Origin of the sequence: Flavobacterium ginsengiterrae (assembly GCF_039539785.1) — a bacterium.
Taxonomy (GTDB): domain Bacteria; phylum Bacteroidota; class Bacteroidia; order Flavobacteriales; family Flavobacteriaceae; genus Flavobacterium; species Flavobacterium ginsengiterrae.
The window spans coordinates 56634-74961 of sequence record NZ_BAABDU010000001.1 but is presented as its reverse complement, the minus strand read 5'-3'; the positions used below and the strand labels follow the sequence as shown (position 1 = coordinate 74961).

The 18328-nt window shown below is 42.2% G+C and carries 13 protein-coding genes; 5 read left to right on the top strand and 8 right to left on the bottom strand.

Annotation, left to right across the window (positions count from 1 at the left end):
- Positions 1-18: 18 nt before the first annotated feature.
- Positions 19-345 carry a helix-turn-helix domain-containing protein gene (locus ABD859_RS00255; RefSeq protein WP_345138643.1) on the bottom strand — a complete coding sequence of 109 codons (327 nt, stop codon included), beginning with the start codon at positions 343-345 and terminating at the stop codon, positions 19-21.
- A gap of 253 nt (positions 346-598) precedes the next feature.
- On the opposite strand from ABD859_RS00255, the gene ABD859_RS00250 reads away from it, so the two are divergent.
- A complete protein-coding gene (locus ABD859_RS00250) occupies positions 599-868 on the top strand; it encodes a hypothetical protein (protein ID WP_345138640.1) in 270 nt (89 codons plus the stop codon).
- A 44-nt stretch (positions 869-912) separates the two neighbouring features.
- Here ABD859_RS00250 and ABD859_RS00245 read toward each other — a convergent pair whose 3' ends face one another.
- The 7 genes from ABD859_RS00245 to ABD859_RS00215 form a co-directional block, all read right to left on the bottom strand.
- Positions 913-3150, bottom strand: coding sequence for a xanthine dehydrogenase family protein molybdopterin-binding subunit (locus ABD859_RS00245; RefSeq protein WP_345138638.1), 2238 nt, complete (start codon positions 3148-3150; stop codon positions 913-915).
- 17 nt (positions 3151-3167) lie between these two features.
- On the bottom strand, positions 3168-4187 hold the full coding sequence (locus ABD859_RS00240) for an FAD binding domain-containing protein (protein ID WP_345138635.1): 1020 nt from the start codon (positions 4185-4187) through the stop codon (positions 3168-3170).
- Entirely contained in the window at positions 4184-4663 is a 480-nt protein-coding gene (locus tag ABD859_RS00235; protein WP_345138632.1) for a (2Fe-2S)-binding protein, read from the bottom strand. Before ABD859_RS00235 ends, ABD859_RS00240 begins: the two co-directional genes overlap by 4 nt.
- Before the next feature lie 92 nt (positions 4664-4755).
- Positions 4756-5772 carry a catalase family protein gene (locus ABD859_RS00230; protein ID WP_345138631.1) on the bottom strand — a complete coding sequence of 339 codons (1017 nt, stop codon included), beginning with the start codon at positions 5770-5772 and terminating at the stop codon, positions 4756-4758.
- 119 nt (positions 5773-5891) lie between these two features.
- Complete coding sequence (locus ABD859_RS00225) at positions 5892-6851, bottom strand: gluconolaconase (RefSeq protein WP_345138628.1); 960 nt, start codon at positions 6849-6851, stop codon at positions 5892-5894.
- A gap of 4 nt (positions 6852-6855) precedes the next feature.
- Entirely contained in the window at positions 6856-7707 is an 852-nt protein-coding gene (locus tag ABD859_RS00220) for a PQQ-dependent sugar dehydrogenase (protein WP_345138625.1), read from the bottom strand.
- Between the two features lie 504 nt (positions 7708-8211).
- Positions 8212-8844: a YciE/YciF ferroxidase family protein gene (locus ABD859_RS00215; protein ID WP_345138622.1), complete on the bottom strand. Its 633-nt coding sequence runs from the start codon at positions 8842-8844 to the stop codon at positions 8212-8214.
- Positions 8845-9537: 693 nt separating this feature from the next.
- Between ABD859_RS00215 and ABD859_RS00210 the strand changes: the two genes are divergently transcribed.
- From ABD859_RS00210 to ABD859_RS00195, 4 genes are all read left to right on the top strand, one after another.
- Complete coding sequence (locus ABD859_RS00210; RefSeq protein ID WP_345138621.1) at positions 9538-9915, top strand: response regulator; 378 nt, start codon at positions 9538-9540, stop codon at positions 9913-9915.
- A gap of 106 nt (positions 9916-10021) precedes the next feature.
- Complete coding sequence (locus tag ABD859_RS00205; RefSeq protein ID WP_345138619.1) at positions 10022-11473, top strand: sensor histidine kinase; 1452 nt, start codon at positions 10022-10024, stop codon at positions 11471-11473.
- Positions 11470-11901: a response regulator gene (locus ABD859_RS00200; RefSeq protein ID WP_345138617.1), complete on the top strand. Its 432-nt coding sequence runs from the start codon at positions 11470-11472 to the stop codon at positions 11899-11901. The genes ABD859_RS00205 and ABD859_RS00200 overlap by 4 nt, the downstream gene beginning before the upstream one ends.
- A 57-nt stretch (positions 11902-11958) precedes the next feature.
- Positions 11959-18318, top strand: a complete 6360-nt coding sequence (locus tag ABD859_RS00195; protein ID WP_345138615.1) for a HAMP domain-containing protein — start codon at positions 11959-11961, stop codon at positions 18316-18318.
- The last annotated feature ends 10 nt before the right edge of the window (positions 18319-18328 follow it).

Here is an 18328-nt window from a genome sequence, read left to right as displayed (position 1 = left end):
ATGCTGGACAATTACAAACTATTTTTGAAATCTTTGATTTACATCCTGCATAATTTCATCCACAGTTTTCACCCTCCCCGCCCTAATCCATTCCATCAGTTCCGACTTTAGAAAATACAGTCGTTTCCCATGCTTGTTGAAGGGAAGCTCATTCCTGCATACTTTTGAGTATACCGTTGCAACTGATAATTTCAAAAAACGGGCTGCTTCTTCTATTGTAACCAGATCATTTTCGAATTCAGTTTTGCCGCCGTTGATTTTTTCTAAAATCTTTTCAATGTTTTGTAATCTTGTCTCAATTGAACCAAGAATATTTGGAAGGTCCTCGAATCTAAATGTTTCCATAATGCAGATATTTTGATTAAAATGACTAAACATCAAAGCTGACAAATCTCTTAAAATTAGATTTGACTCTGTTATATCTTGCTATTTCGCATTTATATAATTTGCTGTTGAAAATTTTAATTGTGAATTTTAATAATTTATTGTCAAATTTTATAAGATGTGTCCTAGCAATAATTCGATTTTTGATATTGTAAAACAGCTTATAATGCTTCGACAACTGATCATATTACTATTTTACATCCCAACGTTCTGCATGGCGCAGGAAGGCTTTAATCGTAAGATTTCTTATGCGCTCGAGACTTATGCTTTTCTAAAGGGACAGGACGCTGCGCTTGAAAAAGTTGCCGGACAGTTTCCAGAGCTGTCTGCTGATGTACGCGCGGCAGAAAAAAAACTTGATAAAGTTTACTGTATCCAGGGCAGCACTCTTCCTTCCCTTACTGCTGTAAATCTCGAGCCGATGATCAGAAAAAATGAAAAACTTTTCCGCCTTATTGCTGACCGGACAGATCTGGACAATTAAACAATGCTAATTTATTCCTCATCCCCATTTTACAGCCGCAAAATTTAAAGCAGTTTATCAAAATGAATAGGCAGATCATTTATCCGTCTACCAGTGGCATGAAACACGGCGTTTGCAATTGCTGCAGGTATGGCGGTCATCCCGATTTCCCCTACGCCCTTAATCCCTAATTCATTGATAAGCGTGTCGTTTTCTTCCACAAAAATGACGTCCATCTCAGGTATATCTGCGTGTACTGGAATGTGATATTCGGCCAGATTGGCATTTATATATTTTCCATACTGCCCGTCTATAACGGTTTGCTCATGAAGGGCTTTACTCATTCCCCAGATCATCGAACCCAGTATCTGGCTTCTTGCCGTCTTCGGATTTATAATTTTCCCGGCAGCAACTGCAGTTACCGCTTTTGTCACCGTAATTGTTCCAAGGTCTTTATCCACTTCAACTTCAATGAAAGAAGCGCTGTGCGTGGCTTTGGTAAACTTTCTTAGTTTTAAAAGATCCGGACCTGCCATTTTAGTAATTTTAATTATTCTTCCCTTATTTGCACGAATTATTTCGTCAAATGAGATACAGATATTAGGATTCCCTTTCACTTCTACCTTACCGTTCTGGAACAGAAACTGATCATTTTTCAAATCTTTAAAAGGGAAATCATCAATATCTTTTAGGAGTTTTATTATTTTTTCTTTGAGTTCGCGCACAGCCGCTACAATTGCAGATCCGGTCGACGCCGTTATCGCCGATCCTCCCTGAAACATAGAAAATGGCTTTTTACTGTCACCGTAGAAAAAATCAACTTCATTCAGAGAAAGCCCCAATTCGTCAGCAGCAATCTGTGTCATAACGGTCAGCGTTCCTGTTCCTATGTCTGTCGTGGCATTGTTTATTTCCAGTCTGCCCTCCTTGTTTAGAACTGCCTCCACCCTAGCCGGAAACTGATAAGCATCCCATATTCCGGTTGCCATTCCCCAGCCTACAAGTCTGTTACCTCTAACGGTGCTTCGAGGCTCAGGATTTCGCAGATGCCATCCAAATTTTGCAGCGCCCTGCTCATAGCATTTTTTCAGCTCCTTGCTTGTAAAAGGCCTTTGAGTTGAAGGATCTGCTTGCGCATAATTTCTTAATCGAAATTCAAGCGGATCTATTTTAAGCTTATAGGAAAGCTCATCCATAATGCATTCCACTGCATGCATACCCGAAACGCCGCCGGGCGCCCTCATATCGATGGGTGTGGCCAGGTCAAGAGGAGAAAGTTTGTATTCAAATAAAGTATTAGCGGCAGGATATAATTTATGGCTCCACGGAACAAGTATTTCGTTATAATCCTCGTACGAGGACGTTTCCCCCACAGCACTGTGGTTCATGGCCGTAATTTTTCCCTGATCATCAGCTGCAAAACGAAGCGACTGATAAACCTGCGGTCGGTGACCAAAAGAAAACATCTGCTTTCTCTCCAGTACCACACGCACATTGCGTTTCAGTTCTAAAGATGCCAAAACACAGAGAAAAAGCTGGTACTGCGGTCTTAATCCTGATCCAAAAGCACCTCCGACAAACGGCGCAAGCACTCTTACATTCTTATATTTTAGTCCGAAAACGTTGGCTATATACAATTGATTATTGATAGTTCCCTGTGTTTTATCGTATACTGTAAGTCTGCCTTCGCCTTCGTAAACTGTTGTTGTAGCAAATAATTCTAAAGGATTATGATGCTCCGTTCCATGAAAGTAATCGGCCTGCACTTTGAAAGGAGCTTTTTCATAAGCTTCGTCAAAATCTCCCGTTGGTTTTGGTGGAGGCGGTTTTAAAGGTGTGGACAAACCTTTTTTTGGTACTCTGGCTTTCCCAATATTTTTATCCAGCAGTGTTTCAAAAGGCTCTTGCTCATATCTGAATTTCAGAAGTGTGGCGGCATACCTTGCTGTTTCAAAATCCTCTGCAACAACCAGTGCAACAGGCTGGCCGTTGTACCTGATTGCAGCATCCCCCAGCGGTTTAAAAACAGTGCCGGGAGGAGCGTCCATATCGGCATACTGCAGATCAAACCATGCCAGAGACGGCCGGTTCTCATGTGTAAATATTTTGACAACCCCGCTTACTGCCAATGCCGCCATTGGATCAATACTTAAAATTTTACCCTTTGTAATTGTGCTGTTCACCACATATCCGTAAAGCAAATCCGGCACATTATACTCTGCCGCATATTTGGCGCTTCCGGTTACTTTTTCGTAACCTTCAAGCCTGCTCACCGGCCGGCCTATTAATGGTTTATTTTCCATATCTGATATCTGTAGAGTTAAAGCGCAGGTTGGGCACCAGGCCTCTGCGTATTCGGATTAAGCGCCATAAAACAGGCTCTGATGACAGCTCTTCTGGCAAGCGGAATCTTAAAATCATTATCTCCTCTGCCCACTGCGCCGTCAAGAATTATTACTGCAGCCTGTTCAAAATTTTGTTCAGTTGCCTGCTTCCCTATTAGAAATTTCTCTGCTTCTTTTACACGCCACGGCTTGTGCGCAACACCTCCTAAAGCTATTGCGGCATTCGTAATCTGTTTTCCATTGATCTCAAAAGCAGCAGCAACAGAGACTAATGCGAATGCGTAAGAATGACGGTCCCGAAGTTTAAGATAGCTGTAATTTTGATTTAATTTATTTGGAGGAAGATCAATAGAAGTGATGATTTCGCCTTTTTCTAAAGTATTATCAAGATGCGGCGTATCTCCGGGAAGACGATGAAAATCTTCAAACGGAATGCTTCGCTCCCCGTTTACAGACCTGACATTTACAACGGCATCCAAAGCAGCAAGCGCTACGCACATGTCCGAGGGAAAAACGGCAATACAATTGTCATTGGCACCTAAAATGGCATGCATTCTATTAAAGCCGTTCAAGGCCGGACATCCCGAGCCAGGAGAACGCTTATTACAGGGAACATCCGGGTCGTAGAAATAATAACACCGGGTACGCTGTAAAAGATTTCCGCCATCGGTTGCCATATTTCGAATCTGTGCCGAAGCTCCGGCTAAAATAGCTTTGGACAATAAAGGATATTGTTCTTCTATTAAAGGATGGTAGGCTGTGTCTGCATTTTTAACCAATGCACCCAGCCGCACCCCGCCGTTTTCCAATTCCTGGATATGCTTTAATTCTTCAATATCATTTATGTCGATAAGAATCTCTGGATTGGTAATATTATATTTCCAGAGATCAATAATATTGGTGCCTCCTGCAATAAACGCGGTTTCATTGCGGGAAGCGGCACTGTTAACTGCAGTTTTTGCACTCATTTCTTTTCTGTATTGGAAATTATTCATGACTGCTGTTCTTTCACCTCCATTATTGCATCAATAATTCCAGAATTCGCTCCGCAGCGGCATAAATTACCGCTCATTAGTTCTTGTACTTCTTCACGCGTCGCGGCTTTATTTTCCTGAAGCATTCCGATTGCACTGCAGATTTGTCCAGGCGTACAGTATCCGCATTGAAATGCATCATGATCGATAAAAGCTTTCTGAAGCGGATGAAGTTCCAAGGGACCGGCAACTCCTTCAATGGTTGTAATCTGGCTTCCATTTTTCATTACAGCAAGCGTCAGACAGCTTAGTATTCTCTTTCCGTCGCATAATACCGTACATGCGCCGCACTGGCCGTGGTCGCATCCTTTTTTTGTTCCGGTTAAATTTAATCTGTCGCGCAGTGCATCCAGCAGTGAAACCCATGGAAGAATCTGCAGTGTGTAATCTTTATGATTAACAGTAAGCATGACCTTATGTATTACATTATCTTTCATAGCAATAGTCTGATATTTATTAATAAGCAGCTGGTTATTATTTATTTCACAAGTATTCAAGACCATTTTAGTCTTTAAATTTAAGTTTAAATTTAATCCGGAAGCTCTTCAATACTCTTAGGTTCAATTCTTGGCTGTGCATTCATATGGTGCCTGTATCGGCTTGAGGTTTCGTATGCCAGCTTTCTTACCCGCATTATATTTCCCAAAGGCCGGTGTGCCGGCAGACAGTGGAAAGGATTAAAACTCAGCACATCATCGCCATACACACGCCTTTCAGGACTGAAAGTCTCCTGTGGTCTAAAAGTAATTCTGGCAACAGGCTGATATGGGCTTTTATCTTCAGGCCACTGTACCGAGCCGTCTTCGACAGGCATGATTTCCAGATCTGTGCACAACTGTGCACTCATTTCATAAGATGCAGTCTGATTCTTAAAAAAATCTTTAATAATTTTAGTAAGAAAAGCATTTTCATCCTGATCTATTATTTCATGATCAATCTTTTTTCCTGCCAGTTCTTTAACATTTTCAGACAAAGGTTGGATATTTATTTTGGCCACATAATCACCAAAGCGAAGAGCTGCCATACTGAAATACGTATCGCCCAAAATATGCGGACCAGGCGCGCTGAGTTCATTGGTACTATCTGCAAGACCTACTGCCGCAAGCACATTCTGAACACCTACAGCTGCTTTTTGTGCCACTTTCTGAAATAATTCTCCACTGTTGGCCTGACTCTCCAGCCCTTCCTGCATTTTGAGATATTCTTTGATGGTTCCCGTTGGAATAACAGGATAGTTAACCAGCAGAAAATCCTGCGTAAGTGCATCGGATAATTCTGGCAGCAGTTTAGTTCCCTCAACCCCGATTATTTTTATGGCCATACCTCTGAAAGCCGACATTTTATCCGGTACTATTGATCCTTGTGCTGTAGAAAAGCGGACAATTATCGGATACGTTTTGGCCGAGCTGAATAATCCTTGTGCAAGATGCGAAGGAAGATTATCATATATCTGGAGCTCGCCTTTCAGTATACCATGGCTTTTAGCATGTGCATCTCTTATGGCATGCCGGTATTTTTCATACATCAGCTGATTGACTCTTGCCATGGAATCTACAATTTTCCGGCTGATCTCCTGTTCATCAGGTTGTATGGTTTCTACAGTATTAGTATAAAGGATGTAGGGATTAAATTCTGTCATATTACGGTATATTGGTTGGTAAAACTTTATTTTTTAATTGGAGTAAACACTGCCTGCTGCAGCGAAAACTTTTTGGAAGGAACATTATTTCCTTCTGCCAGTTCGCTGAAATTAGCATTCATAATCCAAATTTCATTTCCTGAGACAGCAGCTGTTGATGGAAAAGCGAACCGGTCTTCTACGGAGGTTGACTCGATAGGCTGCGCAGAGACCCAGTTATCAGTACTCTTAATTTTAAAAATTTTGTTTACCCCGCCGTTCTGCACTAAAGTGAGTGTATTATTGTCATTTAAGAGCAGTCCGTCAGCGCTTGGAAAAAACTGGTCAATTTTAACTTTTGAAGCTTTTTCAGGAGCCGTAATTTCGATTTTTACCAGCGCCCCAGTTCCATTATTTGCTGCTAAAAGAAATCCCTTGGGATGAAATACAATCCCGTTTGGTCCTACACCTGCCGATTTCAACAGATCGCTTGAACTAAAAACAGCTGCTTTTCCAGAAGCCTCAACTTTATAGATAACGTCAGCATAACTGTCGGTGATATAAACATTGCCCTTATCATCAAAAGCCAGATCATTTGGAAAATGCTCGCCAGGAACTAAGCCTGACAGATCAATATCAGCAGTTTTTTTTCCCGATTTTAAGTCAATAATTAAAAGTCTGGCCATTTTCTTTTTAGTATCCGGAGTGCTGAACTTGCTGTAGTTGGCATCACCAGCGCATACATATAATTTTTTACCGCCCGGGTGCACTTTGAGGCCATAAGTTGATTTTAACGATTTATCGGCGTACAGCTCAGAGTATTTACCCTCTTTACTGACTTTACCGATGGTCCCTAAACGTGCGGAGGAAACATAAAATACATTTGCATCTTTGTCAAAAGCGACGCCTTCCGGATAGGATTCCGGCGCTTCAAATTCAATACGTCTGGCAGGCTGCTGTGCACATACGCTCTGTACAAACAGCAGTAATATGATTAAATTTTTCATGATTTTAATTTTGTTTAAGGCAGTAAATTATACCATTTGCGTCATCAGATATATACACGGTATTGTCAGCAATTACTACTCCTGCAGGTCTTCCAAAGCGTTCGTTGCCGATTAGAAAACCGCTTAGAAAATCTTCAGATCCCACCGCATTTCCTTTGCCGTCAAATTTGATGCGCTGTACCTTATAGCCGCTTGGCTTTTCCCTGTTCCATGAGCCATGCCAGCAGATCAGCGCATCCCCTTTATTGACTCCTTTGTCAAAAAAGGCAAAAGCAATGGGCGCGCTGTGCGCCGGAAATTCTAATACGGAAGGCTGTGTTTGTTTAACCCATCCTTCTTTGGTGTTTCCCATAGGGTCTTCCCGGCTTTTATCAACTTCTTTTTTTCCGTAAGCAAAGGGGAAACCGTAATTACCTCCCATAACTATACGGTTAAGTTCCTCAGGAGGCCAGTCGTCTCCCTTAGTATCGCCGCCATTATCTACGCCCCACATTTCTTTTGAGTCAGGATGCCAGTCAAAACCTATGGTGTTGCGAAGTCCTGAGGCATATAAAGTTCTTTTCCATGTCTGAGGGTCTACCTGCAGCATTGCCGCAGTTTCCTTGTCGCTTTCCTTGCAGTCATTGCAGACACTCCCGACTGAAATGTACAGTTTCCCATCGGGACCAAAATCCATGGTACGATTTGCATGCTGTCCGCCGCTTGGAAGGTCTTTAATTAATGTGTCAGCGACCTTTCCTAAAGTACCATCTGGATTTAAAGGATATCGCAGCACTTTATTATTGTTGCATAGATACATAAAATTGTCTTTTGAGGTGATTCCATGAACGCCCGGAAAGTCTGCTACACGAATCATATTGTCAAATTTTCCGTCCTTATCCTGATCGGTGAGCATCAGTACATCACCGGCATCGCGGCGGGTAACATAAAGTTGTCCTTGTTTTCCAAGATAAAGCATTCGAGGCTTTCCAAGTCCTTTTGCCGCCGGAGTTACTGTCCAGCCGTCAGCTGTCTTGAGACCCGATGCCAGATTATTGGAATATTCCATATGCGCTGGAAAATTGGTGATGGTGGTTTTCATTGTATTTTCCCTGGGAGGGATTCCTTTCTGCCCGAACATCGTCAGGCTGATGCAGCTGAGAATAAGTATCAGCAGCAGTAAAAGTTTTATTTTCATATAATTAGAGCTAAGTTTTATTGATCAATTTTATTTTTCAATAACGTTTTGTATCCTGATCTGCGTCACTTTTTGCAAAGTCATTGCTTTAGAATCCTTTTATTGCCTTTTTACAAATTCCAGAGAACAGGAATAAAAAACCTGTATCAAATGATACAGGTTCTTCTATGCTTGTTCGCTGTTTTATTCGTCTTCAGCCGCCGCATCAAAATTGATGGTATTGTAAGCTGCTTCCGTCAGTAAAGTATCCGCCTCTTTTTCTTCGGCTAAGGTTTTCTCCAGCAGGAGTACTGCATCATCCTCACCTAAAGTAGTTGCAAATGCTGCAAGAGTGCCATAAGTGGCAATTTCATAATGCTCAATTTTTTGTGAAGCTGCGATTATACCGGCATCACGCACAGGTCCTTTCTCTGTTTCTTCCATAATACTCTCCCCTTCCTTGATAAGCCCTTCCATAGCATCGCATTTTTTTGCTGCTGCCTTCTCACCAATCAGTGAAAATACTTTTTCCAGTCTTGCTGTCTGTTCCTGAGTTACTGCAAGATGATCGTTTATTGCTTTTATGAGATTTTCAGAAGTAGCGTTTTTGGCCATCTTTGGCAGTGCTTTTGTAAGTGCTTTTTCTGCCCAGTATATATCTTTCAGCGAATCGATGAATAATTCTCTCAAGCCCTCTGCAGCAGAAGCTTTTGCTTTTACAATCCCCGCTTTAGAAGAAGATTGAGCTGATTTAGATTGTGAAGGAGTTTTTGCTGCCGTTTTAGTTGTTGTGCTGTTTTTTCCGGCAGTTGTTTTTTTCTGTATTGCAGTTTTCATAATATTAGTTTTAAAAATTGTAAACAAAATTACTTTTGTCTGCTGATGTTTATTTACATAATATTACTCAACTTTTACAGATTTCTTATTTATCATCATTCATTTTCAATGAATTATAAATCAAAAATAAGATTACAGCATGATCACAAGGTCCCAATCAAAAAATTATTACACAGTTTCTTAAAACAGAAAACTCCAAAATCTGCACCAACAATATTCTATAAAGCTCGTGGGAAAATCAACAATGAACTGAAAAGAAACTAGACTCTTGTGCAATACGGCACTTTGCAGGGCACTAAAAAAGGTAACGTCATTCAAGGCTTAAAAAACAAGCCAATGCCGCTCTACTCTTTTTGATTGAAAAAGCAAAATAATTCTACTGCAAATGTTAATTATATAACCTAAAAAGAGAATTATATAAAATAAACAAACTGAGGAATATTACTTTTCATCAACCAATTCATTTATGATATTTTCAACCTGTTTTCTATGAAAGAACTCTACTTTGATCTTCTACTTTGCTGTCAATCCTACTTCAGTTTTAAACGCCGAATGCCGCTCACCTTTGTGATCAGCTATTTATCTGCAGACAGCATAAAATTGTAGCCATAAATGAAAATTGTATCTTAAGACAATTGACCTGTCTTAGATCATTCCGGCGTATTTATAATTTAAAACTGAAAACTAAAAAAAATGACATACAAAAACATACTGCAGATCGATGACGATGCCGACGACTGCGAATTTTTCATGGAAGCACTGCAGGCTGTTTCACAAGCAGACTATACCAGCATGCACAATCCGGTTGAAGCTCTCAGAAAACTCATTGAACAGGAACTGATCCCAGATGTAATTTTTCTGGACCTGAATATGCCTATAATGTCTGGCTTTGAGTTTGTGACTGAAATTAAAAAACAGGACATACTGAAAAATATACCGGTAATCATCTATTCCACTTCCCAGATGGAGGAAAATAAAAACAAGGCATCAGCGTTCGGCGCCTCAGGATACATTTCCAAACCTAGCGATTTCAATGAAATGAAGAGAATCCTAACCACATTCGTCGCCTGATGCCTGCATGCAAAAAAAACGTAAAAAGCTCATTTTCAGAATACAGCTGTTTTTTTATTTATCTTTAGTTCCCTGTAATACAAACGCTGCGATTAAAAGAAAGAAAATGAAATTATCCACTCAAATACTGCTGGCGTTTTCGCTGATCATTCTGCTTTCCGTTGCAGATTCATACACGAACTACCGCCTGTCGCTAAAGGTACAGCGTAATTCACAGTTTCTGTCAAAATCAGAGGCTGTTATCCGTAATTCCAATAAAACTCACCGGGCTGTACTCGAAATGCAGAGTGCTGTGCGGGGCTTCCTGCTGACAAGCGATACCGCTTTTCTGCGGCCTTACTACAGCGGTCTCAAAAATGTTCCCCGCTATCTAAAAGAACAGCATGCCCTGATTGACAATAATAAAATCCAGCGACGTATTCTTGACTCCGTAAGCATACTTCACAAGGAGTGGCTCACCTATACTGCAGAACTAATTAGTGCCAGAAAAGAAAATCCGAAACTTTATCAGAGTCTCCTGGACGGGAAACTCAGAAAACACGTAGGCAAGAACATTAATGATTCTATAAGCGTTAAATTTAAAAGATTTGACAAACTTGAGTATAAAACCCGCAAGCACCACAGTGAAATGTTGCTGCATTCCCTTGCCAAAACAAGAACGTACTCCCTTATCTTTTTATCTCTAACAGTCATTGCCGGTATATGCAGCACGGCCTATATCATCGTGATGATTACCAACAGGATCAAATCAATGGTTAATCTTGCTGACTGGATTTCAAAAGGGCGTTTCACCATTGTGCGTGACACCAAAAAAGATGAACTCAGCGCACTTTCTTACTCGCTGAATATCATGTCCGGAAAACTGAAGAAAAATATACACGAGCTCGAAAACAAAAACGAAGAGCTCAATAAATTTGCCTATGTAGTTTCACATGACTTAAAAGCCCCCTTGAGAGGCATCTATAATGTTATTTCATGGATTGAAGAAGATCTGTCTGACGAGGTTTCTCCTGCCCTTCGAAGATATCTGAATATTATCCCCCAGCGTACCCAGCGCATGGAAGCCTTAATAAACGGACTGCTTGACTATGCCAGAACGAACCGGAAAACAGCTCCAGAAGAGGTAGATACCAACTCGCTTATACAGGAAATCACGCAGTCAATTGTACCAAGGAACTTTACATTGAAAATCCAGAAACTTCCCAAAATATTTACAGAACGTTTAAAACTGGAACAGGTTTTTTTCAACCTGATCAGCAACGCGGTAAAATATGCGTCACCCGAAAAAGGATTTATAGAAATAGGATGCCTCCAAAACAACCATATCTTCGAGTTCTATGTTCAGGATAATGGAATCGGCATAGATCCTCAGTATCATAATAAGATATTTGAGATTTTCCAAACCCTGAGAGAGAAAAATGAAATCGAAAGCACTGGCGTGGGTCTGGCTATCGTAAAAAAAATCCTTGACGACCGGGGAGAAACTATCAGCATAACATCACATCTGGGTGAAGGAACCGTGTTTTCCTTCACCTGGAGAAATAATAAAAGAATATGAAAACCCCAACCATTTTACTTATTGAAGACGACGAACTGGATACTATATCCGTAGAGCGTTCGTTAAAAAAACTCCAGATCCAGTACGAACTTCATACTGCCTATAACGGTCTGGAAGCGCTCGAGATGCTGCGCAAAGCGAATCAGCCTCTGCTTCCTGATGTTATCCTTCTGGATATCAATATGCCGCGAATGAACGGCATAGAATTTTTACGCATACTAAGACTAGACGACAAACTCAAAGAACTGAAAGTATTCATCATGACTACCTCTTCGGAAAGCAGTGACAGAGATGCAGCAGAGAAGCTGGGCATATCAGGTTACATTATAAAACCCCTGAATTACACTGATAACTCCAAAAGGTCTGATTCAATGGATGCTTTTGTACAGTTTCATCTGCGCAAAATTCTACTTGAGGAAACTTCCTGACACATCTGAAAAAATATACCTCAACATCTAAAAATAAATCACCAAGCACTCCTGATTATGAAAAATACTAACCAATCTGATACTTTATCCGGCACAGCAGAAATGACTTCCTCTCCAGAAAGCAAGAAAGCGCAGCGCAGCAGAGATGCCGGCGAAGATTCCGTACTTACTGATGCGGAATTTTTGAAAATTTTAATGAAAATTAAAAACGGAAATTTCTCTCAGCGGTTTCCCACAGACCAGAACGGCATCAAAAGATCAATCTGTGATACGCTCAACGAGATAATAGATCTGAACGAGCGAATGGTTTTTGAATTTCAGAAAGTTGGAAAAAGTATTGGTAAACAGGGAAAGCTCAACAATAGGGTAGTTTTAGACGGTGCGAGAGGTTCATGGAGTTCCTGCGTTGATTCTGTAAATACACTGATTTCAGATCTGGTGCATCCTACTATTGAAATTGCCCACGTTATCACTTCAGTGGCAAAAGGGAACTTGTCTCAGGAAATGCCTTTATCGATTGAAGGCAACCCGCTTCAGGGAGAGTTCCTAAGAATTGCCAAAGAGGTAAATGGAATGGTAAAACAGCTGAACCTTTTTTCTATGGAGGTTACCCGTGTGGCACGTGAGGTAGGAACTGAAGGAAAACTGGGAGGGCAGGCTAAAGTTAGAGGCGTTGGAGGAGTTTGGAAAGACCTGACCGATTCTGTAAATAAAATGGCCAGTAACCTTACCGGTCAGGTACGTAATATTGCCGACGTAACAACGGCCGTGGCAAAAGGAGATTTATCGAAAAAAATTACTGTAGACGTAAAAGGAGAAATCCTAGAGCTGAAAAACACCATCAATACCATGGTGGATCAGCTGAACTCTTTCTCTTCGGAGGTAACCCGTGTGGCGCGTGAAGTGGGAACCGAAGGAAAATTAGGAGGTCAGGCACAGGTAAAAGGTGTCGGCGGCACATGGAAAGACTTAACAGATTCGGTTAACCAGATGGCATCGAACTTAACGGGACAGGTGCGTAATATTGCCGATGTAACAACAGCCGTAGCAAGAGGAGATTTATCGAAAAAAATTACCGTAGACGTAAAAGGAGAAATCCTGGAATTAAAAGATACCATCAATACGATGGTGGATCAGCTGAACTCCTTCTCTTCTGAAGTTACCCGTGTGGCGCGTGAGGTAGGTTCTGAAGGAAAACTGGGAGGTCAGGCAAAAGTACGCGGTGTCGGTGGTGTTTGGAAAGATTTGACCGATTCGGTTAACCAGATGGCATCGAACTTAACCGGACAAGTGCGTAACATTGCCGAGGTAACAACAGCCGTGGCAAAAGGAGATTTATCGAAAAAAATTACCGTAAACGTTGAAGGAGAAATCCTCGAATTAAAAAATACCATCAATACCATGGTGGATCAGCTGAACTCATTTGGTGCGGAGGTAACCCGTGTGGCCCGTGAGGTAGGTTCAGAAGGAAAACTGGGAGGTCAGGCAAAAGTAAAAGGTGTCGGCGGAACATGGAAAGATTTAACCGATTCGGTTAACCAGATGGCATCCAACTTGACCGGTCAGGTACGTAATATTGCCGAGGTGACAACTGCCGTGGCAAATGGCGATTTATCTAAAAAAATTACGGCTGTAGCCGAAGGGGAAATCCTCGAATTGAAAAAAACCATCAATACCATGGTGGATCAGCTGAACTCCTTCTCTTCTGAAGTTACGCGTGTGGCACTTGAAGTTGGTACCGAAGGAAAACTGGGAGGTCAGGCAAAAGTAAAAGGTGTCGGCGGAACGTGGAAAGATTTGACCGATTCGGTTAACCAGATGGCGTCTAACCTTACCGGACAGGTGCGTAATATTGCCGAGGTAACAACAGCCGTAGCAAAAGGAGATTTATCACGCCAGATTACCGTTGATACCAAAGGAGAAATCTTAGAGCTGAAAAATACCATTAATACCATGGTGGGCCAGTTGAACTCTTTTGCATCTGAGGTTACCCGTGTGGCACGTGAAGTTGGTACCGAAGGAAAATTGGGAGGACAAGCACAGGTTGAAGGTGTCGGCGGAACATGGAAAGATTTAACAGATTCGGTAAACCAAATGGCATCTAACTTAACTGGACAAGTGCGTAATATTGCCGAAGTAACAACAGCTGTGGCAAAAGGAGATTTATCGCTTCAAATTACCGTTGACGTAAAGGGAGAAATCTTAGAGTTAAAAAATACAATCAATACCATGGTGGATCAGCTTCGAGGTTTTGCTTCGGAGGTAACAAGGGTTTCACGTGAGGTAGGAACTGAAGGAAAACTGGGAGGACAAGCTAATGTACCGGGTGTTGCCGGAACATGGAAGGATTTAACAGACTCTGTTAACCAAATGGCAGGAAACCTTACCGCTCAGGTACGTAATATTGCCGATGTGGCGATTGCCGTAGCCAACGGAGATATGTCGCGAAAAATTACCGTTGACGTTCGCGGGGAAATTCTGCAGTTAAAGGAAACCTTAAATACAATGGTGGACCAGCTTCGTGAATTTGCTTCTGAGGTAACCCGTGTGGCACGTGAGGTTGGAACTGAAGGAAAATTAGGCGGACAAGCCAATGTACCGGGTGTTGCCGGAACCTGGAAAGATTTAACAGATTCGGTGAATCAAATGGCGGGTAACTTAACGACACAAGTTCGTAATATCGCTGAGGTAACCATTGCCGTTGCGAATGGAGATATGTCGAAAAAAATTACAGCAGACGTTCGCGGGGAAATTCTTCAGTTAAAGGAAACTGTAAATACCATGGTGGATCAGCTTCGTGCCTTTGCTTCTGAAGTAACCCGTGTGGCACGTGAGGTTGGAACTGACGGAAAACTGGGCGGACAGGCATTCGTGCCCGGAGTTGCCGGAACCTGGAAAGATTTAACCGATTCGGTTAACCAGATGGCTTCCAACTTAACCGGACAGGTTCGTAACATTGCTGATGTAACAAAAGCCGTAGCAAACGGTGACCTTTCAAAACAAATTACCGTTGACGTAAAAGGAGAAATCCTCGATTTGAAAAACACTTTTAATACAATGGTGGAACAGTTAAATTCATTTGCTTCTGAGGTAACGCGTGTGGCGCGTGAGGTAGGAACCGAAGGAAAACTGGGCGGACAGTCTCAGGTAAAAGGTGTCGCCGGAACCTGGAAAGATTTAACAGATTCTGTTAACGTAATGGCATCCAACTTAACCGGTCAGGTTCGTGGAATTGCAAAGGTTGTAACATCTGTAGCAAAAGGAAACTTAAAACAAAAATTATTAATTGATGCCAAAGGTGAAGTAGCACAGCTTACTGATACTATAAATGAAATGATTGATACTCTGGCAACTTTCTCCGATCAGGTAACCACAGTAGCACGTGAAGTAGGTGCTGAAGGAAAACTGGGCGGACAGGCAAACGTTCCCGGAGCATCTGGAACATGGAAAAATTTAACTGAAAACGTAAACCAGCTGGCGGCAAATCTAACGACACAGGTTCGTGCGATTTCAGAAGTTGCATCTGCCGTAACTCAGGGAGATTTAACTCGTACTATTGGTGTCGAGGCAAAAGGCGAAGTAGAAGCACTTAAGGACACCATCAATCAGATGATTTTTAACCTGAAGGCCACTACCCTGCGTAATGAAGAACAGGACTGGCTGAAATCCAACCTGGCGAAATTCACACAGATGCTTCAGGGACAGAAAGAACTTAAGGCGGTAACTACTAAAATTCTTTCTGAACTGGCTGCGGTTGTAACAGCCCAGCATGGTCTGTTTTATATACTTGAAGAAGGTGAAGAATTCATGGATTCAAGACTGAACCTGATTGCTTCCTATGCCTATATCAAACGTAAAAACTCGCTCATTTCATACGGTATGGGCGAAGGTCTCATCGGTCAGGTAGCTGTAGAAAAGGAAAGAATTATCCTCAGCAACGTACCGAAAGATTATATTAAAATAAACTCCGGCCTGGGTGATGCCAGACCTAAAGATGTCATAATTCTTCCGGTGCTTTTTGAAGGAAGACTAAAAGCTGTAATTGAACTGGCCTCTCTTGATACCTTCAGCCAGATACACCTGGATTTCCTTGAAGGTCTGACTGAAAGTATCGGTATTGTTATCAACACGATCCAGTCCAACTCCAGAACAGAAGAACTTCTGGTGCAGTCTCAGTCACTGGCAAGTGAGCTGAAGAGCCAGCAGGAAGTGCTTAAGAATACCAATGAGGAACTGGAAGAAAAAGCTATACTGCTGGCCAACCAGAAAGAAGAAGTAGAACTCAAGAATCAGGAAGTGGAAGTGGCCCGTAAGGCACTGGAGGAAAAAGCCGACCAGCTTACACTGACCTCAAAATACAAATCGGAATTCCTGGCCAATATGTCACACGAGCTGCGTACACCGCTGAACAGTCTTCAAATTCTGGCCAATGAACTGATCGCAAACCGTGACGGCAACCTGTCGGACAAACAGATTCAGTTTGCCAAAACGATTAACTCCTGCGGGGATGATCTTATTCAGCTTATCAATGATATTCTTGATCTTTCTAAAATCGAATCGGGTTATATTTCTGTGGATTATAACCCCATACGTTTTGATGAGATCTGCCATTTCGTACAGGCTACCTTCAACCCCATCTCGCAGGCCAAGCATCTTCATTTCGAAATCCAAATGGATGAAGAACTGCCTGAAGTTATGGAGACCGATTCACAGCGCCTGAACCAGATCCTAAAAAACCTGCTGTCCAATTCTTTTAAGTTCACCGAAAAAGGTTCTGTTAAACTGCATATCTACAAAGCACAGAACAACTGGAAAACCAAAAACATCAGTCTGGATGCCGCAGAGGCGGTCGCAGCGTTTGAAATATCAGATACTGGTATCGGAATTTCAAAAGAAAAACAGAATATTATTTTCGAGGCCTTTCAGCAGGCCGAAGGTTCCACGAGCCGTAAATACGGCGGAACCGGCCTTGGTCTTTCTATCAGCCGAGGACTGTCCGATTTACTGGGCGGCAGCATCGAGCTGGAAAGCGAAACCAATACGGGCAGTAAGTTTACACTCTTTCTTCCAATGAAATTCGGTCATAATACTGAAACAGAAGATATCAGTGTCAATGAGGAAACCAACGTAATTCATGCAGGAAAAAGCCGTCTGAAATCACTTCCTTCATCAAGCTTTAAATCCTCGGAATCCGAAATCTATTTCGCCGATGAACTGGGAGACGACAGAAACAGCATCCAGCCGGGCGATAAGGTGCTGTTAATAGCAGAAGATAATGAAACCTTTGCCCGCATCCTGCTGGAGAAAGCACGCGAACATAAAATCAGAGGGGTTGTGACATCCAGAGGCAATGATGTGGTAGACTACATTCAGCATTTCCAGCCCGACGCCGTTACAATGGATCTTAATATGCCCGATGCCAGCGGATGGAAAATACTGGACCGTTTGAAAACCGATTTTACCCTGCGTCACATTCCGGTTTATATCATCTCGGGCGAAGATGAAAAAAATAAAGGGCTCAAACGCGGTGCCAGAAATTTTCTGGTAAAACCGGTTACAGGCAATGATCTGGAATCACTTTTCCTGGATATTAAAAAAAGCAGTCCATCAAAGAAGAAAGGATTGCTGCTTGTAGACGACAATGCAGCGGAACTGCAGCGAATCATCGAGGCGCTGCAGGGAGATGACATTGTCATCTCATCGGCACAAACCGCACTGGAAGCGGCGGCGCTGCTTAGGGAAAAATCTTTTGACTGCATCATACTAGACTTAAAACTGCCGGATGCAGACGGCATTGATCTGATCAGTGATCTTGAAAACACGATTACAGGACAGGAAACAGCGATCATTATACACTCGGCTGGAGAACCCGACAAAAAACAGCGCAGCAGGCTGGGCCGCTTTGCCCACAGTATTATTACCAAAAGTGCTGTATCTATGAGCGAGCTGGTCGATCAGACTGCCCTGTTTATGCACCGCAAGCATAAAAATCTTCCCGACGATATGAAACAGCGGATAGAAACGTTTTACTTAAAAGAGGATGTACTTCCAGGGAAAAAGGTACTGCTGGTGGATGACGATGTTAGAAATCTCTTTGCGATGACCACTGCTCTGGAAAGATTCGGGCTGGAAGTTACCAGCGCTGAAAGCGGTCATGAAGCTATTGCAATTTTAAATCAGGGCAATGCCGCTGACATTGTGCTTATGGACATTATGATGCCGGAACTCGACGGTTATGAAACCATGAAAATAATCCGCAGGGACCCCCGCCATAAAGACCTGACCATTATTGCCGTAACGGCAAAGGCAATGAAAGGGGACAGACAGCGATGTATTGAATCCGGAGCCTCGGATTACATCACCAAACCTGTAAATGTAGAACAGCTTTCCTCTCTGATGAGAGTCTGGCTCAAATAATATTTTAAAG